Annotated in this window: 22 protein-coding genes and 1 tRNA gene; 17 read left to right on the top strand and 6 right to left on the bottom strand. The window is 65.3% G+C overall.

Annotation, left to right across the window (positions count from 1 at the left end):
* Positions 1–77 precede the first annotated feature (77 nt).
* Complete coding sequence (locus tag AC56KZ_RS19740; protein ID WP_497163890.1) at positions 78–545, top strand: RcnB family protein; 468 nt, start codon at positions 78–80, stop codon at positions 543–545.
* Between the two features lie 70 nt (positions 546–615).
* Here AC56KZ_RS19740 and lysA read toward each other — a convergent pair whose 3' ends face one another.
* Both lysA and lptM read right to left on the bottom strand, forming a co-directional pair.
* Positions 616–1,896: a diaminopimelate decarboxylase gene (gene lysA / locus AC56KZ_RS19735; RefSeq protein ID WP_497163889.1), complete on the bottom strand. Its 1,281-nt coding sequence runs from the start codon at positions 1,894–1,896 to the stop codon at positions 616–618.
* A 5-nt stretch (positions 1,897–1,901) separates the two neighbouring features.
* Positions 1,902–2,084 carry an LPS translocon maturation chaperone LptM gene (gene lptM, locus AC56KZ_RS19730; RefSeq protein WP_497163888.1) on the bottom strand — a complete coding sequence of 61 codons (183 nt, stop codon included), beginning with the start codon at positions 2,082–2,084 and terminating at the stop codon, positions 1,902–1,904.
* A 39-nt stretch (positions 2,085–2,123) separates the two neighbouring features.
* Here lptM and cyaY point away from each other — a divergent pair, with 39 nt between their 5' ends.
* Positions 2,124–2,453 carry an iron donor protein CyaY gene (cyaY, locus tag AC56KZ_RS19725; protein ID WP_497163887.1) on the top strand — a complete coding sequence of 110 codons (330 nt, stop codon included), beginning with the start codon at positions 2,124–2,126 and terminating at the stop codon, positions 2,451–2,453.
* 10 nt (positions 2,454–2,463) lie between these two features.
* Here the strand turns inward: cyaY and AC56KZ_RS19720 are convergent, their stop codons facing one another.
* A complete protein-coding gene (locus tag AC56KZ_RS19720) occupies positions 2,464–4,803 on the bottom strand; it encodes a penicillin-binding protein 1A (RefSeq protein ID WP_497163886.1) in 2,340 nt (779 codons plus the stop codon).
* Between the two features lie 309 nt (positions 4,804–5,112).
* Between AC56KZ_RS19720 and AC56KZ_RS19715 the strand changes: the two genes are divergently transcribed.
* From AC56KZ_RS19715 to AC56KZ_RS19680, 8 genes are all read left to right on the top strand, one after another.
* Positions 5,113–6,177 (top strand): pilus assembly protein PilM, encoded by a 1,065-nt coding sequence (locus tag AC56KZ_RS19715; protein ID WP_497163885.1) that lies wholly within the window; start codon positions 5,113–5,115, stop codon positions 6,175–6,177.
* Positions 6,177–6,803 carry a PilN domain-containing protein gene (locus AC56KZ_RS19710; protein ID WP_497163884.1) on the top strand — a complete coding sequence of 209 codons (627 nt, stop codon included), beginning with the start codon at positions 6,177–6,179 and terminating at the stop codon, positions 6,801–6,803. Before AC56KZ_RS19715 ends, AC56KZ_RS19710 begins: the two co-directional genes overlap by 1 nt.
* Complete coding sequence (locus tag AC56KZ_RS19705) at positions 6,800–7,477, top strand: type IV pilus inner membrane component PilO (protein ID WP_497163883.1); 678 nt, start codon at positions 6,800–6,802, stop codon at positions 7,475–7,477. The genes AC56KZ_RS19710 and AC56KZ_RS19705 overlap by 4 nt, the downstream gene beginning before the upstream one ends.
* On the top strand, positions 7,474–8,010 hold the full coding sequence (locus tag AC56KZ_RS19700) for a pilus assembly protein PilP (protein WP_497163882.1): 537 nt from the start codon (positions 7,474–7,476) through the stop codon (positions 8,008–8,010). Before AC56KZ_RS19705 ends, AC56KZ_RS19700 begins: the two co-directional genes overlap by 4 nt.
* Positions 8,007–10,175, top strand: a complete 2,169-nt coding sequence (locus tag AC56KZ_RS19695) for a type IV pilus secretin PilQ (RefSeq protein WP_497163881.1) — start codon at positions 8,007–8,009, stop codon at positions 10,173–10,175. Before AC56KZ_RS19700 ends, AC56KZ_RS19695 begins: the two co-directional genes overlap by 4 nt.
* Positions 10,176–10,316: 141 nt before the next feature.
* Positions 10,317–12,293 carry an Ig-like domain-containing protein gene (locus AC56KZ_RS19690; protein ID WP_497163880.1) on the top strand — a complete coding sequence of 659 codons (1,977 nt, stop codon included), beginning with the start codon at positions 10,317–10,319 and terminating at the stop codon, positions 12,291–12,293.
* An 80-nt stretch (positions 12,294–12,373) separates the two neighbouring features.
* Positions 12,374–14,023, top strand: a complete 1,650-nt coding sequence (gene aroKB, locus AC56KZ_RS19685) for a bifunctional shikimate kinase/3-dehydroquinate synthase AroKB (RefSeq protein ID WP_497163879.1) — start codon at positions 12,374–12,376, stop codon at positions 14,021–14,023.
* On the top strand, positions 14,020–15,159 hold the full coding sequence (locus AC56KZ_RS19680) for a deoxyguanosinetriphosphate triphosphohydrolase (RefSeq protein WP_497163878.1): 1,140 nt from the start codon (positions 14,020–14,022) through the stop codon (positions 15,157–15,159). Before aroKB ends, AC56KZ_RS19680 begins: the two co-directional genes overlap by 4 nt.
* A 32-nt stretch (positions 15,160–15,191) precedes the next feature.
* On the opposite strand, the gene mutY is transcribed toward AC56KZ_RS19680, so the two are convergent.
* The 3 genes from mutY to mutM are packed head-to-tail and all read right to left on the bottom strand — an operon-like array spanning position 15,192 to position 19,085.
* A complete protein-coding gene (gene mutY / locus AC56KZ_RS19675; RefSeq protein ID WP_497163877.1) occupies positions 15,192–16,301 on the bottom strand; it encodes an A/G-specific adenine glycosylase in 1,110 nt (369 codons plus the stop codon).
* Complete coding sequence (locus AC56KZ_RS19670; protein WP_497163876.1) at positions 16,298–18,217, bottom strand: dynamin family protein; 1,920 nt, start codon at positions 18,215–18,217, stop codon at positions 16,298–16,300. Before AC56KZ_RS19670 ends, mutY begins: the two co-directional genes overlap by 4 nt.
* A gap of 22 nt (positions 18,218–18,239) precedes the next feature.
* Positions 18,240–19,085: a bifunctional DNA-formamidopyrimidine glycosylase/DNA-(apurinic or apyrimidinic site) lyase gene (gene mutM, locus AC56KZ_RS19665; RefSeq protein WP_497163875.1), complete on the bottom strand. Its 846-nt coding sequence runs from the start codon at positions 19,083–19,085 to the stop codon at positions 18,240–18,242.
* A gap of 98 nt (positions 19,086–19,183) precedes the next feature.
* Between mutM and AC56KZ_RS19660 the strand changes: the two genes are divergently transcribed.
* From AC56KZ_RS19660 to AC56KZ_RS19630, 7 genes are all read left to right on the top strand, one after another.
* On the top strand, positions 19,184–20,998 hold the full coding sequence (locus tag AC56KZ_RS19660; protein WP_497163874.1) for a tetratricopeptide repeat protein: 1,815 nt from the start codon (positions 19,184–19,186) through the stop codon (positions 20,996–20,998).
* Positions 20,999–21,032: 34 nt separating this feature from the next.
* Positions 21,033–21,614, top strand: a complete 582-nt coding sequence (gene lolB / locus AC56KZ_RS19655; protein WP_497163873.1) for a lipoprotein insertase outer membrane protein LolB — start codon at positions 21,033–21,035, stop codon at positions 21,612–21,614.
* A 2-nt stretch (positions 21,615–21,616) separates the two neighbouring features.
* Positions 21,617–22,510: a 4-(cytidine 5'-diphospho)-2-C-methyl-D-erythritol kinase gene (gene ispE, locus AC56KZ_RS19650; RefSeq protein ID WP_497163936.1), complete on the top strand. Its 894-nt coding sequence runs from the start codon at positions 21,617–21,619 to the stop codon at positions 22,508–22,510.
* Between the two features lie 66 nt (positions 22,511–22,576).
* Positions 22,577–22,653 (top strand) — tRNA-Gln (locus AC56KZ_RS19645).
* A gap of 145 nt (positions 22,654–22,798) precedes the next feature.
* Positions 22,799–23,749, top strand: coding sequence for a ribose-phosphate pyrophosphokinase (locus tag AC56KZ_RS19640; protein WP_497163872.1), 951 nt, complete (start codon positions 22,799–22,801; stop codon positions 23,747–23,749).
* Positions 23,750–23,939: 190 nt separating this feature from the next.
* Positions 23,940–24,545 (top strand): 50S ribosomal protein L25/general stress protein Ctc, encoded by a 606-nt coding sequence (locus tag AC56KZ_RS19635; RefSeq protein WP_497163871.1) that lies wholly within the window; start codon positions 23,940–23,942, stop codon positions 24,543–24,545.
* On the top strand, positions 24,508–24,716 hold a 209-nt coding region (locus tag AC56KZ_RS19630), incomplete at its 3' end, for a hypothetical protein (protein ID WP_497163939.1). The genes AC56KZ_RS19635 and AC56KZ_RS19630, both read left to right, overlap by 38 nt.

Raw genomic sequence — 24,716 nt, 5'->3', positions numbered from 1 at the left:
CTGGCTCACCTGACGGGGTCGATACGCGGTGTAATGGGTTCATTCGCAAGCCCACCGTGACACCGAAAGGAAGCACAATGAAAACCACTATGATCGCATCGGCGCTGATTGCTTTGACCATGGCTGCCAGCGGCAGCGCTTACGCCCAACGAGGCGAGCAGGGTTACGATCGTTACGACAACGACCGCAACGGCCGGGCCGAGCAGCGCGACGGACGGTATGACGGCGGCCGCTACAACAACGACCGCAACGATCGCAACGACGGCCGCAACGACCGTTACGACCGCAACGACCGCAATGGCCGCTACTACAATGCGCAGAACTTCCGTCGCGACGATTATCGCGGTGGCGGTCCCCGCCACGACCTGCGCCGCGGCCAGCGCCTGAGCCAGGAATACCGGAGTAACCGCTACATCGTCAGCGACTGGCGCGAACGCCGCCTGAGCGCGCCGCCGCGGGGCCATCATTGGGTCAGCACCGGCAACGACTATGTGTTGGCGGCGATTGCCACCGGCATCATCGCCCAGGTCTTGCTGAGCAATTAAGCCGCAGCCGTAAAAACAAAAGCCGCGCCCTCGAAAGATGGCGCAGCTTTTTACGTCCCGGAGACAGCGTTTATTTGATCATCGATTCCAGCGCGAACAAATCCGCCGGATTCTCGCGCTGGCGCACCAGGTGCACCTGGTCGCCGTCGACCATGATTTCGGCGGCGCGCCCGCGCGTGTTGTAGTTCGAGGCCATCGTCATGCCATAGGCGCCGGCGCTCATCATCGCCAGCAGGTCGCCCGGCTCGACGGCGAGTTTGCGCTCGCGCGCCAGCCAGTCGCCCGATTCGCAGACCGGGCCGACCACGTCGTAGAGATCGAGGACGGCGCCGTCGCGCGGCGCCACCGCCTTCATGTCCATCCAGGCGCCGTACAGGGTCGGGCGCATCATGTCGTTCATGGCAGCGTCGATGATGCAGAAGTTCTTTTCCGCGCCCGGCTTCAGGAATTCGACCGTGGTCAGCAGCACGCCGGTGCTGGCGACGATCGAGCGGCCCGGCTCGAAGATCACTTTCACGGCGCGGCCGTCGTGGCGCCCGGCGCGCCAGGCGTCGATGCGCGTGAACAGGCGGCCAAGGTAGTCGCCCACCGGCACCGGCGGCTTGTCGCCGGCCGCACCGTAATCCACGCCCAGGCCGCCGCCGATGTCGAGGTGGTGGATGTGGATGCCTTCGTCATCCAGCGTGTCGATCAGTTCGATCAGCTTGTCGAGCGCCTCCAAAAGTGGCGCGTCGTCCAGCAGCTGCGAGCCGATGTGGCAGTCGATGCCGACCACGTCCAGGTGCGGCAGGGCGGCGGCGCTGCGGTAGGTTGCCAAGGCCTCGTCGAAAGCGACGCCGAATTTATTCGCCTTCAGGCCGGTCGCGATATACGGATGGGTCTTGGCGTCCACGTTCGGGTTCACGCGCAGCGATACCGGCGCGCGCCTGCCCATGCTGCCGGCGACTTCGTTCAGGCGGTGCAGCTCGGGAATCGACTCGACATTGAAGCAGAGGATGTTCTTTTCCAGCGCCAGGCGCATTTCAAGCACGGTCTTGCCGACGCCCGAGAAGATCACCTTGCTCGGGTCGCCGCCGGCCGCGATCACGCGCAGCAGCTCGCCGCCCGAGACGATGTCGAAACCCGCCCCCTGGCGCGCCAGCAGGTCGAGAATCGCCAGGTTCGAATTCGCCTTCATCGCATAGCAAACGAGGGCGTCACGGCCGGCGCAGGCGTCGCTGTAGGCCGCGAAGTTCTCCAGCAGCGCCGCTTTCGAATACACATAGGCCGGCGTGCCGAAGGTTTCGGCAATCCTGGACAAGGGGGTGCGCTCGGCGTGCAGCACGCCGTCTCGGTACGAAAAGTGGGACATGGATCTTATTGGGAGGAGGCTGGGGTAGTTGCGGTGGCCGGGGTCACGCTCGCCGGCGCCGGTACTGGATTCGGCGCGGCCGGCTTGGCCGGGGGCTGCGGCATGTAGAGCGGGCCGGTCTGGCCGCAGCCGGCGAGGATGCTGGCGGCGAACACGGCGGCAAATAGGAGCGCGTCAGGTGACTTCACGATTAGAATCAGGGTTTGATCAAGACCTTGGAGTGTAGCATGACCGAAACCGAATTTTTGGACCTGGCCGAATCGACCCTGAACCGCATCGAAGCCTGCTTCGACGACCTCAACGACAAGGACGTGGTCGACGTCGAATGCAAGCGCAACGGCAACGTGCTGGAGATCGAATTCATCGACAACGGCTCGAAGATCATCGTCAACAGCCAGGCGCCGCTGCAGGAAATGTGGATGGCGGCGCGTTCCGGCGGCTTCCACTACAAGCGCGTGGGCGACGAGTGGCGCAATACGCGCGACGATTCGGAATTTTTCGCCGCGCTGTCGGACGTGGCGACCCAGCAGGGTGGGGCGCCAGTCCGGCTGGGCTAGGTAGCTTGGCTTAGAACAGCTCGTTCCTCACCGCGTCCTGCGCCTTCTGCTGCACAGGCGCCGGCGTGGTGCCGACATCGAGCGAGGTCACGCCGGTCCCCGGCGGATTCTCGGCGTAGTAATACTCGCCATTCACCATGATCAGGCCGCCCGGCACCGGGCGTTCCTCGACCGGCATGGTTTTCAGCACCGTCTGCATGTAGCCGATCCAGATCGGCAGCGCCAGGCCGCCACCGGTTTCCTTGTTGCCCAGGTTCTTGGGCTGGTCGTAACCCATCCAGGCGATGCCGACCAGTTTCGGCTGGTAGCCCGCGAACCAGGCGTCGATCGAATCGTTGGTGGTGCCGGTCTTGCCGGCGATGTCCGTCCGCTTGAGGGCTTGCTGCGCCTTGGCCGCGGTGCCGTAGCGCGCCACGTCCCGCATCATGCTGTCCATCAGGTAGGCATTGCGCGCGTCGATCACGCGGTTGGCTTCGACGCCGGCGCGTTCCGGCCGCGCTTCCGACAAGACCTTGCCGGCGCTGTCGGTCACCTTCGAGATCAGGTAAGGGCTGACGCGGTAGCCGCCGTTGGCGAACACGGCATAGGCGCCCGCCATCTGCAGCGGCGTCGTCGAGCCGGCGCCCAGGGCCAGGGTCAGGTAGGGCGGATTGCGTTCGGCGTCGAAGCCGAAGCGGGTCGCGTATTCCTGGCCGTAGCGCGCGCCGATGCGGTCCAGGATGCGGATCGAGACCATGTTCTTCGACTTGGTCAGTCCGCGCCGCATCGTCATCGGGCCTTCGAACTTGCCGTCGTAGTTCTTCGGCTCCCAGGCCTGGCCGCCGGTCTGGCCGGCGTCGAAGCGCAGCGGCGCGTCGTTGACCAGGGTGGCCGGCGACAGGCCGCGCTCGAGCGAGGCCGAATAAATGAAGGGCTTGAACGCGGAGCCCGGCTGGCGCCAGGCCTGGGTCACGTGGTTGAACTTGTTGCGGTTGTAGTCGAAGCCGCCGACCAGCGCCTTGATCGCGCCGTCCTCGGTGCTGGCCGAAACGAAGGCCGATTCGACCAGCGGCATCTGCGTAATCTTCCAGTTGGCATCCTCGCCCCGCATGACGCGGATCAGCGCGCCGCGGCGGATGCGCCGGTTCGGCGCGGCCTTGGCCTGCAGCCAGTTCGATGCGAAGGACAGGCCGGGACCGCTGATCCTGATTTCCTCGCCCGAGGCCAGCACGGCGGTCACGCCGGTCGGCGCGGCAGCCAGCACGACGGCGGCGACGATGTCGTCGCTGTCGGGTTTCTCGGCCAGTTCCGCCTCGATCGCCTCATCGGCTTCGGTCTTGTCCTTCGGGATGTCGATGTAGGACTCCGGGCCGCGGTAGGGGTGGCGGCGTTCGTAATCCATCACGCCCCGGCGCACCGCGAGGTAGGCCGCGTCCTGGTCGGCCTTGGTGATGGTGGTAAACACGTTCAGGCCGCGCGTATAGGTGTCTTCCTTGAACTGCTCGTAGACCAGCTGGCGCGCCATTTCGGCCACGTATTCGGCGTGCACGCCGAAGGCGGTGCTGTCGGTCTTGATGGTCAGTTCTTCGTCGCGCGCGGTCTTGAACTGGGCGTCGGTGATGTAGCCCAGCGAATGCATGCGCGTCAGGATGTACTGCTGGCGCGTGCGTGCGCGCGTCGGGTTGACCACCGGGTTGTAGGCCGACGGCGCTTTCGGCAGGCCGGCCAGCATGGCCGCTTCGGCCACGGTGATGTCGCGCAGGTCCTTGCCGAAATAGATCTGGGCCGCGGACTGGAAGCCGAAGGCGCGCTGGCCCAGATAGATCTGGTTCATGTAGACCTCGAGGATCTGGTCCTTGGTCAGGTTCTTTTCGATCTTCCAGGCCAGCAGCGCCTCATAGGCCTTGCGTTTCAGGGTCTGCTCGCTCGACAGGAAGAAGTTGCGCGCCACCTGCTGGGTGATGGTGGATGCGCCCTGGCGCGAGCCGCTGGTGGCGTTGTGCAGCATGGCGCGCAGCACGCCCCAGTAATCGACGCCGCCGTGCTGGTAGAAGCGGTCGTCTTCGATCGACAGCACCGCCTTCTTCATCACGTCGGGGATTTCCTTGAAACGCACCAGCGTCCTGCGCTCCTCGCCGAACTCGCCGATGAGGACGTTATCGGCCGTGAAGATACGCAGCGGCATCTTCGGACGGTAGTCGGTAATCGTGTCGAGCGCCGGCAGGTTCGGGTAGGCCATGGCCAGCGCGAACACGACGACCAGCACGCCGGTCAGGGCCAGGCCGGTCAGGCCGGCCAGGGCCAGCAGGATCAGGCGTTTCGGGCTGTATTTGTTCGGCGCCGCGGAGTTCTTTGCTTGGGAGGATTTCATGCTGGATTCGTTAGTTGATCCGTTTCATTATAAGTCAGGGCTTCGCGCCGCGGCGCGGACTCGGCGGCAGGGCGGCTTTGTGGTACGGCTGACAAGGGGTATTACCAATGAAATATCAGAGTGTGGCATCCCGGCCGGATTGTAATGTTCCAGTGTAGAAATATCTTGTCGCCACGCATTATTCTGGCTACGATTTACCGCAGTGCCTCATAAACATGCACCAAGTTACTGAATCTCAACAAGACTTTTCCCCGTGCGGGCGTTGAAACATTGGTCTGCCAGGCAGACAGCAGCTGAGGGAGTACGCTCGTGATCAATCTAGGTTCCTTGTTCGGAAAGTCGAGTCCGCCGCTTGCCGGTCTCGATATCAGCACGTCAGGCTTGCGCCTGGTCGAGCTGGCCGATGCCGGCAAGGGCGTGCTGAGGCTCGAGTGCCATGCCTTCGAAGCGCTGCCGCGCGGCGCCGTTGTCGACGGCAATATCGAAAACTTCGACCAGGTCGCCGACGCGGTGCGCCGCATCTGGAAGAAAAGCGGGACCCGTGCCCGCATGGTCGCCCTCGGCATGCCGCCGGCTGCCGTCATCACCAAGAAGATCATCCTGCCGGCCGGCATGGCCGAAGACCAGCTCGAAGTGCAGGTCGAATCCGAAGCCAGCCAGTACATCCCGTTCGCGCTCGATGAGGTCAGCCTCGACTTCGACGTGGTCGGCCCGGCCGCCAACTCGCCGGACGACATGGAAGTGATGCTGGCCGCCGCGCGCCGCGAAAAGGTCGAGGACCGCGTCGCCATCGCCGAAGCCGCCGGTATCACCGCCACCGTGATGGACATCGAATCGTATGCCGCGCGCGCCGCACTGATGCGCGCGGCGCCGGCCGACCCTGAAAAAATCGTCGCCCTGTTCCAGATCGGCGGCGGCATGACCCACGTATCGATGCTGCAGAACGGCGACACCATCTACGAGCGCGAGCAGCCTTTCGGCGGCAACGCGCTGACCCAGGAAATCGTGCGCGCCTACGGCATGTCCTACGAGGATGCGGAAGCACGCAAGAAGTCGGGCGACTTGCCGGAGAATTTTCGCCCTGACCTGCTCACGCCCTTCCTGGAAAACGCCGCGATGGAAGTGACGCGCGCGATCCAGTTCTTCTTCACCTCGACCCCGTACACCCGTATCGACCAGATCTGGCTTGCCGGCGGCAGCGCCCAGTTGCCTGGCCTGGCCGAACTGGTCGGCGGGCGCACCCGCATCCCGACAGGAAGCGCGACGCCCTTCGACGGCATGTTGCTCGCCCCCGGACTGCGCGAATCGCAGCTGCGCCTCGAGGGCCCGTCCTACCTGGTCGCCTGCGGCCTGGGCTTGCGGAGGTTTGGCTGATGATCCGGATTAACCTGCTCCCGCACCGGGAAGCGAAACGTAAACAAAAGCAGAAGGCGTTCATCGCCATGCTGGTGCTCGGCGGCCTGCTCGGCGCGGCCGTGGTGCTGCTGGTCGGCGGCTGGAACGCCAGCCGCATCGCGATCCAGGAAGAACGCAACAACGTCCTCCAGATGGAGAACGCGCAGCTCGACAAGAAGATCAAGGACATCGCGACCCTGAAGGAAGAGATCAATGCCCTGAAATCGCGCCAGCAGGCCGTCGAGGACCTGCAGGGCGACCGCAACCAGCCGGTCTACCTGTTCGACGAACTGGTGCGCCAGGCGCCGAACGGCGTCTACCTGAAAGGCTTCGACCAGGATGGCCAGCGCGTGGTCCTGAACGGCTACGCCCAGTCGCAGGAACGGGTAGCCGAGCTGCTGCGCAACCTGTCGAACAATTCGCCCTGGCTCGAGCGCCCGGAACTGACCGAGGTGAAAGCGGCCGTCATCACCCAGGACAAGATCGTGCGCAAGGCGGTCGAGTTCACCCTGGCCGTGGCGATCAAGCGTGCCCGCGAAGAGGACGACACGGAATCGAAACCGGGCGCCCTGGCCACCGGCGCCCCTGAAGGCAGCAAGCCATGAACATCGACCTGAAACAACTGGGCGCCGAGCTGTCGGCGCAATTCCAGAATCTGCAAGGCCGCCCTCCGGGCCTGTGGCCGCTGGCGCCGCGCCTGCTGTGCGCGGCCGGCGTGCTGGCCGCGGTCGTCGTGCTCGGCTACTTCCTGTACTGGAGCGGCCAGTTCGAAACCCGCGAGGCGCTCGCCGTGCAGGAAACGACGCTGCGCGACGAGTACCGCAGCAAGATCACCCAGACCGTCAACCTGGAAGCGCTGCAGGCGCAAAAGGTGCAGGTCGACCAGTCGGTCGAGCGCCTGGAGAAGCAGTTGCCGAGCAAGGCCGAGATGGCCGCGCTGCTGTCGGACATCAACCAGGCCGGCGTCGGCCGGGGCCTGCAGTTCGAGCTGTTCCGTCCCGACCAGATCATCGTGCGCGACTACTACGCCGAGCTGCCGATCGCCATCAAGATCAGCGGCAGCTACCATGACCTGGGCGCGTTCGCGGCCGACATGGCCCACCTGCCGCGCATCGTCACGCTCAACAACATGCACCTGAAAATGGACAAGGACGGCAAGCTGACCCTGGACGCCATCGCCAAGACCTTCCGCTACCTCGACGCCGACGAACTGTCGACCCAGAAAGCGGCGCGCCTGAAGGCGAAGAAAAGCAAGCAAGCCACGGAGGCCACGCCATGAAGACCTTACATTGCGCCTTCGGCCTGCTGGCGACCCTGCTGCTGGCCGGCTGCGGCGACAGCGACGTGCGCGAAGTGCGCACCTGGATGGAAGAAACGAAGGCGCAGACCAAACCGGCCGTGAAACCGCTGCCGGCGCCGAAGGAATTCGTGCCCTTCGCCTACAACCAGGGCGAGGCGGTCGATCCGTTCAATCCGGGCAAGCTGGCCGGGCCGGGCGCGATGCCGCAGGCGCCGAGCGCGCAGCAGCCGGACCTGGAGCGCCCGCGTGAAGCGCTGGAAAACTACCCGCTCGACACGATGCGGATGGTGGGCATGATGCAGAAGGATGGAATCGGTTTCGCCCTCGTGCAGATCGATCGCAGCGTCTACCGGATACGGGCGGGACAGCGGCTGGGCCAGAACTTCGGCCAGGTGCGGCGTGTGACCCCGGGCGCGGTTGAAATCCGGGAAATGGTACAGGACGCAGGCGGCGATTGGGTCGAGCGGATATCGAAGCTGGAATTGCAGGAAAGTAAGGAGATCGCGAAATGACCCGATTTGCAATGAAGTGCGTGGCGCTGGTATTTGCGCTCGGTGCCGGCACGGCCCAGGCCCAGGCTCAGGTCCCGGCCCAGGCCCAGGCTCAGTTACAGGACAACGCGATCGAATCGATCACGGCCAACCAGCAGGGCGCCAACGTGGTGGTCAACATCGCCATGAAGATTGCGCCCGTCAAGGCGCCGCTCAGCTTCGCCATCACCAATCCGGCGCGCATCGCGCTCGACTTCGGCGCCACCGTCAACGCCACCGGCAAGAGCAGCCAGGAGATCAACCTCGGCGAAGTGCGCGGCGTGAACGTGGTGCAGGCAGGCGAGCGCACCCGCCTCGTGATGAACCTGAAGCGCCCGGTTGCGTATTCAACCGCGATCGACGGCAAGTCGGTGGTGGTGACCGTGCAGGGCGCCGGCGCCCAGGCCTTGCCTTCCGCTGCCGCTGCTTCCTCGGCCGCGGCGCCCGTCGCTTCCGGCGCGCGTCAGCAACTGCGCAACCTCGACTTCCGCCGCGGCAGCGAAGGCGAAGGCCGCGTCGTGGTCGACCTGCCGAACAGCGGCGTCGCGGTCGACGTGCGCCAGCTCGGCAACAAGGTGCAGGTCGACTTCTTCAATACCGGCCTGCCGGAAACGCTGCGCCGCCGTCTCGACGTGACCGATTTCGGCACCCCGGTGACGCGCGTGACGACCAATGCGAACGGCGCCCACACCCGCATGATCATCGAAGCGCAAGGCCGCTGGGAGCAGTCGGTGTTCCAGAGCGACACCCAGCTGATCGTCGCCGTGCGCCCGGTCAAGGAAGACCCGAACAAGCTGGTCCAGGGCACGCAGGGCTTCCGCGGCGAGAAAATCAGTTTCGACTTCCAGAACATCGAAGTGCGCGCCGCGCTGCAGGCGGTGGCCGACATCTCGGGCCTGAACATCATCGCCAGCGATTCGGTCGCCGGCAGCCTGACGCTGCGCCTGAAAGACGTGCCGTGGGACCAGGCGCTCGACGTCATCCTGCAGTCGAAAGGCCTGGACATGCGCAAGAACGGCACCGTGATCTGGATCGCGCCGAAAGAAGAGCTGCTGTCGAAGGAAAAGCTGGAACTCGAGCAGCGCGCGCAGATTTCCGAACTCGAGCCGATGCGCTCGGAAATCTTCCAGCTGAACTACCAGAAGGCCGAGTCCTTCCGCAACGTGTTCGGCCTGGACGCAGGTGGCGCCGCTGCCGGCGACAACCGCAACCGCGTGCTTTCCAAGCGCGGCAGCGCCATCATCGACGCCCGCACGAACCAGCTGTTTGTGACCGACATCGCGTCGAAGATCGAAGACATCCGCATGCTGATCCAGAAGACCGACGTGGCCTCGAAGCAGGTGCTGATCGAAGCGCGCCTGGTCGAAGCGAACGACGGCTTCTCGCGCAACCTGGGTGCGAAGATCGGCTTCAACGACATGCGCGGCCTGCGCGGCGGCGATGCCGGCTACGGCATCGGCGGCAACAACCGCGCCGCGGTCGGCGGCAACATCAACAACGTCGCCCAGGCGACCGGCCAGGCCGAAGGCGGCACCTTCAGCGACACCACCATGGTGAACCTGCCGGCGGCCCTGATCGGCGGCCTGTCGCCGGCGAGCATCGCCTTCTCCCTGTTCTCGTCGGCCGACAACCGCTTCCTGAACCTGGAACTGTCGGCGCTCGAAGCCGACGGCAAGGGCAAGATCATCTCCAGCCCGCGCGTGGTCACCGAAGACAAGATGGTGGCCGTGATCGAGCAGGGTATCGAACTGCCCTACCAGGTGGCATCGTCGAGCGGCGCGACCTCGATCGAATTCAAGAAGGCCAACCTGCGCCTCGAAGTGACGCCGCAGATCACGCCCGACGGCAACGTCGTGCTGGAAGTGGACGTCAGCAAGGATTCGAAGGGCGAGGAGACGCGCGCCGGCTTTGCGATCAACACCCAGCACGTCAAGACCAAGGTGATGGTCGAAAACGGCGGCACGGTGGTACTGGGCGGTATCTACCAGCAGACCGAGCGCAGCAACGAATCGAAGGTGCCCTTGCTCGGCGATATCCCGCTGGTCGGCTATCTGTTCAAGACCCAGGGGCGCGAAAGCGCGAAGACCGAACTGCTGGTCTTCATCACCCCGAAGATCGTGGCCGACCGCGTGGCCGGCGCGCGCTGACCGACGTCCCCGACGAATACATTCGACATAGTCCCGACAGCGACGCGCCGCAAGGCGGGTCGCTGTGTCGTTTCAGGGACCGCAATCCATGCGGTGCGCATAGACCGCCAAACCAAATAATCAATAAGAACTGGAACCATCATGCTGCATTATTCGACACGCACTGTACGCACTTCGGCCCTGACCCTGATCGCCGCGGCGGTCCTTTCCGCCTGTGGTGGCGGTGGCGGCGATCCGGGGGCGGTTGGGCCCCGCACCGACGTCGGCGGCACGACGCCGACGACCCCGACAACGCCGACCACCCCAGTTGCCCCGGCTACTCCGACGGTCACCCTGAGCACCCTGTCGAGTGGTGGCGTGGCCAGTAATTCGCTGACCGGCGCCACCCCGTTGACCGTACGGGCGGTGGTCAAGGACGCCGCCGGCAAGCCGGTGCCGAACGCCCTCGTTACCTTCGCCACCGACGCCACGCTGGCCGTGTTTTCGCCGTCGGCGGGCACCGCGCTGACCGATGCCAACGGCGTGGCCAGCGTCACCTTGCGCTCGGCAACCCTGGCGGCCGGCGGCGCGGCCAAGCTGACCGTCACCAGCAGCGTCGCCGGCTCCACGATCACCAGCGACAGCAATTTCATGGTCGGCGCCACGACGCTGACCTTCGGTGCGATCACCGCGAGCAAGACCAGCATCGCCGCCTACGATTCGACCGACCTGTCGGTCGAGCTGGTGGCCGGCGGCACGCGCTACACGGCCCAGCAGGTCAACGTCAACTTCAGCTCGGCCTGCCTGGCTGCGGGCAAGGCCACGATGGCGGCCACTGTGGCCACCAGTGCCGGTTTCGCCAAGACCGTCTACCGCGACCTCGGCTGCGCCAACGACGACGTCATCACCGTCACCTCCGACGGCGTCTCGGTCCCGGGCAGCCTGCCGATCAAGATCGCGCCGCCAACGGCTTCGTCGGTACAGTTCGTCTCGGCCGCGCCAAGCGACAAGTCGATCGTCATCCAGGGGCAGGGCGGTATCAACCGCACCGAAACGGCCACCCTGAAATTCCGCGTATTCGATACCTTCGGCCAGCCGCTGCCGCGCCGCCTCGTCAACTTCACGGTGTCGGCGCCGACGCTGGTCACGCTGAACAAATCAAGCGACAGCACCGACGAGAAAGGCGAAGTGATCACCACCGTCAATTCGGGCAACGTGCCGACCTCGTTCCGCGTCTTCGCCACGCTGCCGAACACCGCTACGGCGACCCAGCCGAACATCTCGACCACGTCCGACTCGATCGTTGTGACCACCGGGCTGCCGGTCCAGCGCGCCTTTTCGCTCAGCGCCGGCAAGTACAACCTCGAAGGCCTGACACGCGACAGCTCGCCGACCGAACCGGCCACCGGCATCCAGGTCTTGATCGCCGACAGTTTCGGCAACCCGGTGCCGGACGGTACCCCGGTCGTCTTCCAGACCAACATGGGCTCGGTCGGTTCGTCCGACAAGGGCGGCTGCAACACGGTCAACGGCGGCTGCACGGTCGACTTCCGCACCCAGGCGCCGCGCTTCCCAACCAAGAATCAGCCGTCAACGCCGTGCAATACCGGCAGCAGTGCCGGTGTCAGCGACGATAGCAGCCGTGTCGGCCTGTCGACGATCTGCGCAAGCAGTACCGACGGCACCAATACAATTTTCGGCAAAATCGCCTTGTTCTTCAGCGGCAGTACGGCGTCGAAGGTGTTCCTCGATGGGGGCTCGACGGCGCTTTCCGGCACGACCGACCTCGGCACCGTGGGCGCCACCGACGCCAAGGTCTTCGTATTGCAGCTGAACGATATCAATTTGAATCCAATGCCTGTCGGTACCAAGGTCGAGGTGACGAACATGGTCAACGGCTCGGCTGGCGCGGCGGTGCCGGCGACCGTGCCGAATATCTACCCTCACAATGCCGACCGTGACGACATCACGGGCACAAATGTCGCAAATCCCCAGGGTTCGTCGCATACTTTCTCGATCTCCAATCCGTCAGGAAAGACGTGCACGGCGCCAGTCACGGCAACATTTAACGTGACGGTTACCTCGCCAAGTGGAGTCGTGACGACGATTCCGTTTAAACTGGCGTTCAGCTGCCCATAACGGACGACTGCAGGCGGTTCATCCCGTAACCAACGGCCAGGCTTGCACTGGCCGTTTTTTTTTGAAGCGAAGTCGATATCGTGCCCGAGGAAAAACAAAGCAACATCTTCCTGGTCGGACTGATGGGGTCTGGCAAGACCACCATCGGACGCCAGCTCGCGCGCCGGTTGGGCAAGCGCTTCGTCGATTCCGACCATGCGATCGAATCGCGCACCGGCGCCACCATTCCCTGGATCTTCGAGATCGAGGGAGAGGCGAGTTTTCGCCGGCGCGAAGCGGACATGATCCGCGACCTCACCAGCCAGCGCGGCATCGTGCTGGCCACCGGCGGCGGCGCCGTGCTCGACGCCGCCAACCGCGCCTACCTGGCCGAACGCGGCACCGTGGTCTACCTGCGCGCCAGCATCGGCAGCATCCTGCAGCGCACCTCGCACGACAAGAACCGCCCGCTGCTGCAAACGGCCGATCCACGCGCCAAGCTCGAACAACTCATGGCCGAGCGCGAGCCGCTGTATCGCGAGATCGCCGACCTCGTCATCGATACCGGGCGACCTAACGTACAATCGATGGTTCAGACAATTTTGGACCAGCTGGACGCGCTCGAAACGGGCCGCGTCCGGCGTGCAAGGGCGGCATCGATGAACGGACAGGCAACCATCAACCTCAATGTCGAACTGGGCGAGCGCAGCTACCCCATCGCCATCGGCCCCGGCGTGCTCGATGACAGCGCGCTGCTGGCGCGCCACATCGGCGGCACCCGGGTCGCCATCGTAACCAACACGACCGTGGCGCCGCTCTACCTGGACAAGGTGGCGGCGCCGCTGCGGGCGGCCGGGCGCGAGGTGCTCGAGATCGTCCTGCCGGACGGCGAAGAACACAAGCATTGGGGCTCGTTGATGGCCGTGTTCGATGCGCTGCTGGCCAACAAATGCGACCGCAGCACCACCCTGGTGGCGCTCGGCGGCGGCGTGATCGGCGACCTGACCGGCTTTGCCGCGGCCAGCTACATGCGCGGCGTGCCCTTCGTGCAGGTCCCGACCACCCTGCTGGCGCAGGTCGACTCGTCGGTGGGTGGCAAGACCGGCATCAACCACCCGCTTGGCAAGAACATGATCGGCGCCTTCTACCAGCCACGCGCGGTACTGGCCGACACCGGCACCCTGGCCACGCTGCCGGAGCGCGAGCTCTCCGCCGGCATGGCCGAAGTGATCAAGCATGGCGCCATCCTCGATGCCGAATTCTTCGACTGGACCGAGGCGAATATCGCGCGGCTCATGGCGCGCGACCCGGCCGCGCTGTCGCATGCGATCGCGCGCTCCTGCGAGATCAAGGCGGAAGTCGTGCGCAAGGACGAGCGCGAAGGTGGCCTGCGCGCGGTACTCAATTTCGGCCATACTTTTGGCCACGCGATCGAGGCCGGCCTGGGCTACGGCGCCTGGCTGCATGGCGAAGCGGTCGGCTGCGGCATGGTAATGGCGGCCGACCTGTCGCAGCGCATGGGTTTTATCGACGCCGATACGGTCGAGCGCATCCGGGCCCTGGTTGCCGCCGCCGGGCTGCCGACGCGCGCCCCTGACCTGGGCGAGGCACGCTGGATCGAGCTGATGGAAGTCGACAAGAAGAACGAGGGCGGGGCGATCAAGTTCATCCTGCTCAAACCCCTGGGCAGCCCGAACATCACGGGCGTACCGCTGGCGCTGCTGCAAGCCACCCTGAGGGCTTCCACATGATCGATTTCGACTGCAACCTGGCCCCGTACGCGGCGCACTCGGCAACATCGCGCGGACGTGTCTTCGCCGAGCCGGCGCCCGGCTCGCGCAGCGAGTTCCAGCGCGACCGTGACCGCATCATCCACTCCACCGCCTTTCGCCGCCTCGAATACAAGACCCAGGTCTTCCTGAACCACGAGGGCGATCTGTTCCGCACGCGCCTGACGCATTCGATCGAGGTCGCGCAGATCGGGCGCACGCTGGCGCGCAACCTGCGCCTGAACGAAGACCTGGTCGAGGCCACCGCGCTCGCGCACGACCTCGGCCACACGCCCTTCGGCCACGTCGGCCAGGACGTGCTCAACGAATGCATGAAGGACCACGGCGGCTTCGAGCACAACCTGCAGAGCCTGCGCGTGGTGGACCACCTGGAAGAGCACTACGGCGCCTTCGACGGCCTGAACCTGACTTTCGAGACGCGCGAGGGCATCCTCAAGCACTGCTCGTTCAACAATGCGCGCACCCTGGGCGAACTGGGCCAGCGCTTCCTCGACAAGACCCAGCCCAGCCTGGAAGCGCAGCTGACCAACCTGGCCGACGAGATCGCGTACAACAACCACGACATCGACGACGGCCTGCGTTCGGGCCTGCTTGGCATGGAACAGATGATGGAAGTGGCGCTGTTCGCGCGCCACCGCCACGCCGTGGAAGCGCAGTATCCGGGCCTGCCGGGCCGGCGCGCGCTCTACGAGACGATCCGCCTGATGATCACGGCGATGACGGCCGACCTGGTCGAGACCTCGGCCGCGCTGCTGCTCGAGGCCGCGCCGCGGGGCATCGACGACGTGCGCGCCGCGCCGCCCCTGATCCGCTTCTCGGACCAGATGCGCACCGAGACCACGGCCCTGAAACGCTTCCTGTACGCGAACCTGTACCGCCACTTCCAGGTCAACCGCATGCGCGTGAAAGCCAGCCGCATCGTGCGCGAGCTGTTCGACGCCTTCATGACCGACCCGGTGCTGCTGCCGCCGGATTACCAGATCGTTCCGGGCGACACCCACAGGCAGGCGCGCAAGATTGCGGACTATATTGCGGGGATGACGGATCGGTATGCGATTCGCGAGCACCGAAGGATTTTTTCGCTGGATGAATTGTAGGGTGTGGCCGGGCCGCGTGGGCGGAGCTCACCCTACGAAAACAAACTCGGCCGAGTTAGGTCCAGCAACAGCTTCTTGACCGGCGCCGGTAGCGCCGCGTCGCCAATCGCAGCCATCGGCACCCACACATGCCCCGGCGGCGGCGTCCCACGCCCGGCCAGCGTCACCTTGTGCGGGTAGATATGCAGCTTGTAGTGCGTGAACACGTGCACCAGCGGCAGCAGCGCCTGCACTTCCTCGACCTCGCCGAAACGGGGCAGGGCGGCTGCCAGCGCCAGCCCGGCGTCATCCGGCGTCTCGATACCGACGTGCCCGTCGACTTCGGGCAGCGACAGCAGGCCGCCCCAGATGCCGCTGCCCGGGCGCTGCTCGAGCAGCACCTGGCCGGCGTGGAGCACGACCAGCATGTGCGCGCGCTTTTCCGGCGAGGTTTTTTTCGGCTTGCGCACCGGCAGCTCGGCCGTGCGTCCGGTGGCGTAGGCCACGCAGCGGTCCTGCAGCGGGCAGCGCGGGCAGTCCGGCCGCGAACGGGTGCACAGCGTCGCACCGAGGTCCATCAAGCCCTGCGTGTAGCGCTCGATGCCAACCTGGGGCAGCAGCGCGTCGGCGCGGCGCCACATGCCGTCCTCGATCCGTTTTTCGCCGGGGAAGCCCTCGACCCCGAACACCCGCGCGAACACGCGCTTGACGTTGCCGTCGAGGATGGCGGCGCGGGTGCCGTTCGAGAAGGCCGTGATCGCGGCCGCCGTCGAGCGGCCGATGCCGGGCAGGTCGGCCAATAGCTGCGGGTCGGCCGGGAACACGCCGCCGTAGTCGCGTACTACCCGGATTGCGCAGGCATGCAGGTTGCGCGCGCGCGTGTAGTAACCGAGGCCGCTCCAGTGGGCCATCACGTCGTCGATCGGCGCGCCGGCCAGGTCCTGCACGGTCGGGAAGCGCCCCAGGAAGCGTGCGTAATAGCCCAGCACTGCGGCCACCTGCGTCTGCTGCAGCATGATCTCGGACAGCCACACGCGGTAGGCGTCGCGCGTGTTTTGCCAGGGCAGGGTATGGCGGCCGTGGGCGCGCTGCCAGTCGATGACGGCCTGCGAGAAGGTGGGGTCGTCGAAGTCGGCCAGGCCGAATTCGGTCAGGCGCTTCAAGCCGCCTCCCGCAGCGGCGCCTGCGCCAGCAGGACGCCGACCACGTCCGCAAGCGCCGTCAACTGCATGCGCTGCAATTCGAGCACGCCCTGGTTCGCTTCAAAAGCCTCGATCTTGTGCTCGAGGGAGTCGGTGGCGTCGTGGATGCGCTGGATCGAGGCCAGGCGGTGGCGCAACTGCTCCTTGTGCTGGCGGATCTGCGACTCCAGCGGCGCCATGATCACCTTCAGCCAGGCTTCGACATCGGCGTTGGCCGCGCGGAAGGTGCGCCGCACGTTCGACGCGATCGAATCGAAGAAGCGCTCGAGCAGGGTGGCGCGGCTGGTCATCAGGAGGGTGGCCGTGCCGAACTGGCGCGCGTACAGCGCCTCGACGGCGTCGATCTCCGCGCGGTAGCGGGTGAGCGACAGCGGCATCGACGGCGACATCGTCAAGCCGTGCTCGGTGGCGAAGCCGCGCATCATCGCGTCCGTCATCGCGCCGATTTCGGCGACCTGGTTGGCGGCGGCGTCGAGGCTGGCGCGCGCGCCCTCGAAAAAGGTGCGCACCGGGACCCGCATGCCGGTCGCGAAGCGCACCCCTTGCATCGCCACCCGCACCGCATCGGCCTGGCGGCCGACGGCGTCCGTGCCGAGCGTCGAATACAGGTTGCCTGACAAGGTGGCGAAGCGCGTGCGCGCCTCCTGCAGTCGCAGCAGGCCGGCGTCGAAATCCTTCCGTTCGGCCTCGATGCGGCGCATCATGTGCGCCAGCACGGTCTGGTTCTTGCCGCGCAGGCTTTTCAGTTCCTGCAGCTGCTCGACCAGGTTGCGCGAACGCGAAGCCAGCGCCGCGTTGCGCGCCGTCTCGATGGCGGCCAGGTCCTCGCCCAGCTGCTTGCCGAGGATGGCGCGCTTTTGCGGGATCAGGCCATGCATCAGCGCCGCTTCCAGGGCGCCGAGGCGGCTGCGTTCGAACAGGGCCATGTCGCCCTGGATGCGCCCGACCAGCGCCTTGTGCGCCGACACCGGATAGACCTGGTCTGGCGATAATCCAAGCTGCTGCGCCACGCCATGCTGCTGGCGCGCGATCTCGGCGTCGTTCTCGGCGTCCGAGCGCAGGGTGTCCCACATCGCATCGATCTTGTTGAGCACGACGATGCGCCCCGGGCCGGCGCCGATGTGCGTGCGCCAGACCTCGATGTCGCTGCGCGTGACGCCGGTATCGGCGGCGAGCACGAACAGCACCGCGTGCGCGTTCGGGATCAGGTTCAGGGTCAGTTCCGGCTCGGTGCCGATCGCATTCAGGCCCGGCGTGTCGAGGATCACCAGGCCCTGCTTCAGGAGCGGATGGGGCAGGTTGATGATGGCATGGCGCCACTGCGAGATCTCGACCAGGCCGTCCGCGCCGACGGCGTCCGCCAGCTCCGGGTCGTCCGGGTCGTACAGGCCGTAGCGCTGCGCTTCGTCCAGGCTCACGCGGCGCGACATGCTGACCTGGCGGAAGGTTTCGGTCATGCGTTCGGGTGCGTCCAGATCCAGCGGCAGCACGGTCCAGCTGGCCGGGTCGTCGCGAAAATCGCTGGTCGACAGATGCCGCTCGCGGGTCTCGATCGGCAGCAGGCGGATGCAGGGCTCCCAGGCGGCGTCGTACAGCAGCTCGGTCGGGCACATCGTGGTGCGGCCGGCCGAGGAGGGCAGGATGCGCTGGCCGTAGTCGGCGAAGAAGATCGCGTTGATCAGCTCGGACTTGCCGCGCGAAAATTCGGCGACAAAGGCGATGGAAAGCCGGTCGTCGCGCAGGCGCGCCGCCGCTTGCGCGGTACGCTGCTGCGTCCCCGGGTCCGACAGCTCGCAGGCGGCCAGCGCCGTGCGGTAGTCTTCCAGTGCCTTTGCGATCGCGGCGCGCCAGGCGCCGTATTCTTCGATGTCTTGCATTTGTCCGCTCTTCAAAGTGTTGCTAGCGCTGGCAGGTGGCGCAATAAAACGTCGACCGCTGCCCCTGCTTGATCTGGCGCACCGGCGCGCCACAGTTGCGGCAAGGCACTCCAGCACGATCATAGACGAAATATGTTTGCTGGAAATATCCAGATTGGCCATTTACGGCAATAAAGTCACGGAGTGTGCTGCCGCCCTGCACGATGGCGTCGGCCAATACCGTACGGATCGCCGCGGCCAGCTTTTCGTAGCGCGCGCGGCCGATGCGCGAGGCGGCCGTCTTCGGGCTGATGCCGGCATGGAACAGGCTTTCGCAGGCGTAGATGTTGCCGACGCCGACCACGATATCGCCCGACAGCAACACCTGCTTGATCGGGGCGCTGCGCTTGCGCGTCGCCTGGTACAGCAACTCGGCCGAGAAGCCGTCTTCCAGCGGCTCGACGCCGAGGCCGCGCAGCAGCACGTGCTGGTCGAGTTCGCCATCGTCATGGGGATGCCAGAGTACGGCGCCAAAGCGGCGCGGGTCGTGCAGGCGCAGTATTTGACGCAAGCCCGGACGTACGCTGTTGTCGATCACCACCAGGTCGAAATGGTCATGTTTTTTCAGCTCGGCGCCCGGCGCCAGGACGCGCAGGTGGCCCGACATGCCGAGGTGGACGATCAGGGTGCCGGACTCGAAACCGATCAGGAGGTATTTGCCGCGCCGCCTGACGTGCAGGATCGTGTGTCCGACCAGCAGCCCGGCGATGTGCGCGGGGAAAGGCCAGCGCAGGCCCTCGCGGCGAAACACGAGCTCTTCGACGGTGCGGCCTTCCAGGTGCGGAGCAACTCCGCGCCGGGTAACTTCTACTTCGGGGAGTTCAGGCATGAAGATCTGACAAAATTCTTGTAAATTCGGTGGGCGGGGCCGCACGCGCTTTTCGACTCCGGCGTAGAATCGAACATCACTCGACACATGGACTTGCCTTGAAAAACGCTTTCGTCATTGTAACGCTCTCCGGCTTGCTGTCGGCATGTGCTGTGGCGCCGCAACCGCAGTCCGAAGGCAAAACGGCGGCGCAGGCGGCCGTGATCGAAGCACCGGCCGTCTCGCCCGAGGCTGCCGAGGCGGCAGCCCTGGCTGCCCAGAAGGCAAGCATGGAAGCGGAACAGGCGCGCTTGCCGAAAGTCGAATTGACCGGCGCCCTGCTGAACCAGTTGCTGCGCGCCGAGTTCGGGTTCCGGAATGGCGACTGGCAGGGCCCGTATCTCACCATGCTCAGCCTGGCGCAGCAGACGCGCGATCCGCGCCTGGCGCGGCGCGCCGCCGAAATGGCGCTGGCCGCGCGCCAGCCCGAAGATACGCTGGCCGCCGTGCGCCAGTGGCGCCAGCTCGACCCGCAATCCGACGAAGCCACCCAGTACTATCTGGGGATGGTGATCCTGTCGGACAATATCTCCGATGCGGAAGCCATCTTCCGCAAGCGTCTCGAAGGCACGCCGCCCGGCGCCCGCGGCATCGTGCTCTACCAGGTGCAGCAATTGCTGTCGCGCGCCAAGGACAAGGAGGCGGCCAGCGCCATGCTGGCGCGCCTGGTGGCGCCCTACCGCAACACGGTCGAGGGCCATGTGGTGCTGGCCCAGGGCCTGATCGCACAGGGCGACAAGGCCGGCGCCGTGCGCGAAGCCCGGGCCGCGCTGGCGCTGGCGCCCAATTCCGAGATCGCCGTGCTGACGCTGGCCCAGGCCAGCGACAACGACGCGCAGGTGCGCACCATCTTGACAAGCTTCATCGCCGCCAATCCGAACGCCCGCGAAGTGCGCGCCGCCCATGCGCGCATGCTGGTCAACGACAAGCGCTTCGAGGAAGCCCGTACCGAATTCCTGCTGCTGGAGAAGCAGCAGCCGGACAACGTCACCACGCTCTACGCGCTCGGCGTGCTGTCGACCCAGATGAACGACCCGAGTGGCGCCGAACGCTATTTCACGCGCTTCGTGGAAGTTCTGGGGCGCAATCCGAACGACGAGCGTGACCCGTCCAAAGCATTGCTGATCCTGTCGCAGCTGGCCGAGGAACGCGGCGACCTGAAAGCGGCCGTCGACTGGCTCGACAAGCTGCCCGACGGCGACGAAAAAACGGTCCTGGGCGTGCAGTTGCGGCGCGCCCAGCTGCTTGGCAAGGGCGGCGACCTGCCGGCCGCGCGGCGCCTGCTTGCCTCCTTGAAACCGGCCGACCCGGCGGCACAGGCCCAGGTGGCCGCGGCCGAAGCGCAGGTGCTGCGCGAGGCCGGCCAGGCCGAACAAGCCTTCGCGTTGATGCAGGCGGCGGCCAAGCGCTTCCCGGCCAATCCCGACCTGCTCTACGATTTTGCGCTGCTGGCCGAAAAGACCGGCCACCTCGAGGTCATGGAAGCGACGCTGCGCGAAGTGATGCGCCTGGCGCCGGACAACCACCATGCCTACAATGCCCTCGGCTATTCGCTGGCCGAGCGCAACCTGCGCCTGGACGAGGCGCGCGCCCTGGTCGAAAAGGCGCTGGCGATGGCGCCCCAGGACCCGTTCATCATGGACAGCATGGGCTGGGTCGAGTACCGCCTCGGCAACCTCGATGCCGCCGAAGGGCACCTGCGCCGCGCCTATGGCCTGCGCCGCGATCCGGAAATCGCCGTGCACCTGGGCGAAGTGCTGTGGCAGAAGGGCAAACAGGACGACGCCCGCAGCCTGTGGCGCGAAGCGCGCGCCCGGGACCCGCAGAACGGCACGCTGCGCAGCACGCTCGCGCGCCTGGGCCAGTCGCTGTGAAATAATGGCGTTCGTTCAATTTACTTACTGACCAATGCCCATTCTTCGCCGCCTGTCCCTGTTCGCCATCGCCGCCGTGCTTGCCGGCTGCGCCACCACTCCCCAGTCGACCGCCACGGTCGGCGCCTACCGCGACACCATCGAGCTTGCCGGCCGCCTGTCGGTGAACTACCAGAAGGACGGCCAACCCGGTTCCGTGACCGGCAACTTCGAGTGGTCGCAGCAGCCGGGCCGGATCGACGTCACCCTGCTTGGCCCCACCGGCCAGACCGTGGCGCTGCTGAACGTGACGCCCGCGCAGGCCACGCTGACCCAGGCCAACCAGCCGCCGCGCAGCGCGAAAGACATCGACACGCTGACGGCGCAGACCCTGGGCTGGTCGCTGCCGGTCTCCGGCCTGCGCGACTGGCTGCAGGGCTATGCCACCGACGCCTCCGGCAAGCGCGTCGCCGTCTCGCCGGCTAACAACGAAGTCGTCACGAGCGACGGCTGGCGCCTGCGTTTTGTTTCTTGGCAGAAGGGCGCGATCCCGATGCCGAGCGTCATTCACGCCGACCGCAGCGCCACCGCCACCTCCGAGGAACTGGCGATCCGCATCGCGCTCAACCAGTCGTGAGCATGGTAAGCACAATAGGCTCGCTGCACAATTGCCCGGCCCCGGCCAAACTGAACCTGTTCCTGCACGTCGTCGGTCGCCGGCCCAATGGCTACCACCTGCTGCAAAGCGTGTTCCAGCTGGTCGACCGCGGCGACGTCCTGCATTTCGACCTGCGCGGCGATGGCCGCATCCGGCGTACGACCGAGCTGGCGGGCGTGCCGGAAGAGAGCGACCTGATCGTGCGTGCGCTGCACCGCCTGGCCGCGGCGTTTCAATGTCGCCACGGCCGCGCCGCGCCCGGGATCGACGTTGCCGTTGAAAAGATCCTGCCGATGGGCGGCGGCCTGGGGGGAGGGTCGTCGGATGCCGCCACCGCCTTGATGGCGGCAAACCACTTGTGGCAGGCCGGTTTTACTGATGCGGAGCTGATGGAGATCGGCCTGCCGCTGGGCGCCGACATCCCGTTTTTCATATTTGGCGAGACCGCCTTCGTCGAAGGTGTGGGCGAGGCGATGCAGCCGATCGCCGGTCCCGATTGCTGGTATGTCGTGATCGAGCCGGGCGTATCCGTGCCGACGCCGGCGATTTTTACTGCTGAGGATTTGACGCGCGACACGAAGCCCGTTAGAATAGCGGACTGTCCTGAAGCACATTTGTTAAGTGAGTTTGGGAAGAATGATTTGCAGGCAGTGGCGTCCCGATTATTCCCGCAGGTAGGTCTGGCGGTCGAGTGGCTGGGGCAGTTCGGTGCGGCGAGGATGACTGGTTCTGGTGCTTGCGTGTTTTGCGCGCTGCCGGGAGAGGCCGAAGCGGATCGCGTGGTGGAGGGAGTTCCTCCTGCCTGGCGAGCGTGGAAAGCCCGGTCGCTGAGGCGACACCCGATAAAATCGCTCTTGCAAAACAGCGAGTTGTAGAATAAAATTTTGCCTGTCGCAGGGTTTGATGTTCAGTTAGATGTTGCGGCATGCTGTAAGTTGCGTAGGGGAATCGCCAAGCTGGTTAAGGCACTGGATTTTGATTCCAGCATACCAAGGTTCGAATCCTTGTTCCCCTGCCATTCGTTTTGTCCGGCCTGTCGATGCGTATGTGTCCAGCGGATGAATCAGGCGGTACCGCTCCCGCGGCCTGTCTTTAAGCGCATAATCAGCCGGTATATCCGGCTGATTGTTTTTCAAGAATCAACATCACCTCCTGGAACTCCCATGGCTTACGAAAACCTGATGGTTTTTACCGGCAACGCTAATCCGGCGCTCGCAGAAGGGGTCGCAAAAAGCCTCGGTATTCCCCTCGGTAAAGCCGTGGTCTCGAAGTTCTCCGATGGCGAAGTCATGGTCGAAATTAACGAGAACGTTCGTGGCAAGGACGTCTTCGTACTGCAATCGACCTGCGCTCCCACCAACGACAGCCTGATGGAAATCATGCTGATGGTCGACGCCCTCAAGCGCGCATCGGCCGGCCGCATCACCGCCGCCATCCCTTACTTTGGTTACGCCCGCCAGGACCGCCGCCCGCGTTCGGCCCGCGTCGCCATCTCGGCCAAGGTCGTGGCCAACATGCTGGAAGAAGCCGGCGTCGAGCGCGTCCTGATCATGGACCTGCACGCCGACCAGATCCAGGGCTTCTTCGATATCCCGGTCGACAACATCTACGCCTCGCCGCTGCTGCTGGGCGACCTGCAAAAGCGCAACTACGACGACCTGCTGGTCGTGTCGCCCGACGTCGGCGGCGTGGTGCGTGCCCGTGCGCTGGCCAAGCGCCTCGGCTGCGACCTGGCAATCATCGACAAGCGCCGCCCGAAGGCGAACGTGTCGGAAGTCATGAACATCATCGGTGAAGTCGAAGGCCGCAACTGCGTCATTATGGACGACATGGTCGACACCGCCGGCACGCTGTGCAAGGCCGCCGAAGTGCTGAAAGAGCGCGGCGCCAAAAAAGTCGTCGCCTATTGCACGCACCCGGTCCTGTCGGGTCCCGCCATCGAGCGCATCGCCGCATCGCCACTGGATGAACTGGTCGTCACCGACACCATCCCGCTGAGCGACGCCGGCAAGGCCTGCAGCAAGATCCGCCAGCTGACCTGCGCGCCGTTGCTGGCCGAAACGTTCAAGCGGATTGTGAAAGGCGACTCGGTCATGTCGCTGTTCGTCGACTAAGAGCGACGCTCCTGAAATGCGGCGCGCCCGGCTATGAGCCCGGCGCGCCGTTGTAACGTCAAAGAATTCGGATTTTCTTGAGTGCGCAGCTAGGCGCTCAGCCACGCCAGCCCCTGGTCGCGGGGGCGGGCAAAACCGGGAAATCGGGCAGGGTATTCCTGCATGCGATCCCAAACTTATGGAGTTTCACATGAAAGTAGTTGCATTCAACCGCACCCTGCAGGGCACCGGAGCGAGCCGCCGCCTGCGCAAGGCTGGCCAGACCCCAGGCATCATCTACGGTGGCGCCGCAGCCCCGGTCCTGATTGCCCTGGACGGCAACGCCCTGTGGCACGCGCTCAAGAAAGAAGCATTCCACGGTTCCGTGCTCGACCTCGAAATCGAAGGCGCGACCCAGCAAGTCCTGCTGCGCGACTTCCAGATGCACGCATACAAGCAACTGGTCCTGCACGCTGACTTCCAGCGCGTCGATGCATCGCAGCCGATCCACACCAAGGTCGCCCTGCACTTCATCAACGCCGAGACCTCGCCAGCCGTCAAGCTGAGCGCAGCCGTCATCTCGCACGTGCTGAACGAGCTGGACGTGTCCTGCCTGCCAGGCAAGCTGCCTGAGTTCATCGAAGTCGACCTGGCCAACCTGGAAGCCGGCCAGTCGATCCACGTCAACGACATCACCATGCCAGAAGGCGTGACCGCGCTGACCCATGGCCAGAACCTGACCATCGTGACCTCGTCGATCCCACGCGGCGCCGTGTCGGATGCAGCTGCTGAAGCCGCTCCTGAAGAAAAGAAGTAATTTTTTTCCTTCGCTGCGCGAGCGGCGATGCAAGCGAAACCCGCCGCGCGCAAGTGAACTGACCCCAATAAGTTGGACACCAACTTATTGGGGTTTTTTCATGTCGAAGTACTCGGAGCAGTTCAAGCTAGCCGTTGTTGAGCAGTACCTGGCCGGCCCATTGGGATTTCA

This window comes from Telluria sp. LT2P34 (assembly GCF_059685915.1).
The sequence above is the reverse complement of the archived record's forward strand: the minus strand, read 5'-3'. Positions and strand labels throughout refer to the sequence as shown.

Excerpts from the sequence above, each read along its gene's own strand:
- AC56KZ_RS19740 (WP_497163890.1), top strand. The coding sequence starts at position 78 with ATGAAAACCACTATGATCGCATCGGCGCTGATTGCTTTGACCATGGCT.
- lysA (WP_497163889.1), bottom strand. The coding sequence starts at position 1,896 with ATGTCCCACTTTTCGTACCGAGACGGCGTGCTGCACGCCGAGCGCACC.
- cyaY (WP_497163887.1), top strand. The coding sequence starts at position 2,124 with ATGACCGAAACCGAATTTTTGGACCTGGCCGAATCGACCCTGAACCGC.
- AC56KZ_RS19720 (WP_497163886.1), bottom strand. The coding sequence starts at position 4,803 with ATGAAATCCTCCCAAGCAAAGAACTCCGCGGCGCCGAACAAATACAGC.
- AC56KZ_RS19710 (WP_497163884.1), top strand. The coding sequence starts at position 6,177 with ATGATCCGGATTAACCTGCTCCCGCACCGGGAAGCGAAACGTAAACAA.
- AC56KZ_RS19705 (WP_497163883.1), top strand. The coding sequence starts at position 6,800 with ATGAACATCGACCTGAAACAACTGGGCGCCGAGCTGTCGGCGCAATTC.
- AC56KZ_RS19700 (WP_497163882.1), top strand. The coding sequence starts at position 7,474 with ATGAAGACCTTACATTGCGCCTTCGGCCTGCTGGCGACCCTGCTGCTG.
- AC56KZ_RS19695 (WP_497163881.1), top strand. The coding sequence starts at position 8,007 with ATGACCCGATTTGCAATGAAGTGCGTGGCGCTGGTATTTGCGCTCGGT.
- AC56KZ_RS19690 (WP_497163880.1), top strand. The coding sequence starts at position 10,317 with ATGCTGCATTATTCGACACGCACTGTACGCACTTCGGCCCTGACCCTG.
- AC56KZ_RS19680 (WP_497163878.1), top strand. The coding sequence starts at position 14,020 with ATGATCGATTTCGACTGCAACCTGGCCCCGTACGCGGCGCACTCGGCA.
- AC56KZ_RS19670 (WP_497163876.1), bottom strand. The coding sequence starts at position 18,217 with ATGCAAGACATCGAAGAATACGGCGCCTGGCGCGCCGCGATCGCAAAG.
- mutM (WP_497163875.1), bottom strand. The coding sequence starts at position 19,085 with ATGCCTGAACTCCCCGAAGTAGAAGTTACCCGGCGCGGAGTTGCTCCG.
- lolB (WP_497163873.1), top strand. The coding sequence starts at position 21,033 with ATGCCCATTCTTCGCCGCCTGTCCCTGTTCGCCATCGCCGCCGTGCTT.
- ispE (WP_497163936.1), top strand. The coding sequence starts at position 21,617 with ATGGTAAGCACAATAGGCTCGCTGCACAATTGCCCGGCCCCGGCCAAA.
- AC56KZ_RS19640 (WP_497163872.1), top strand. The coding sequence starts at position 22,799 with ATGGCTTACGAAAACCTGATGGTTTTTACCGGCAACGCTAATCCGGCG.
- AC56KZ_RS19635 (WP_497163871.1), top strand. The coding sequence starts at position 23,940 with ATGAAAGTAGTTGCATTCAACCGCACCCTGCAGGGCACCGGAGCGAGC.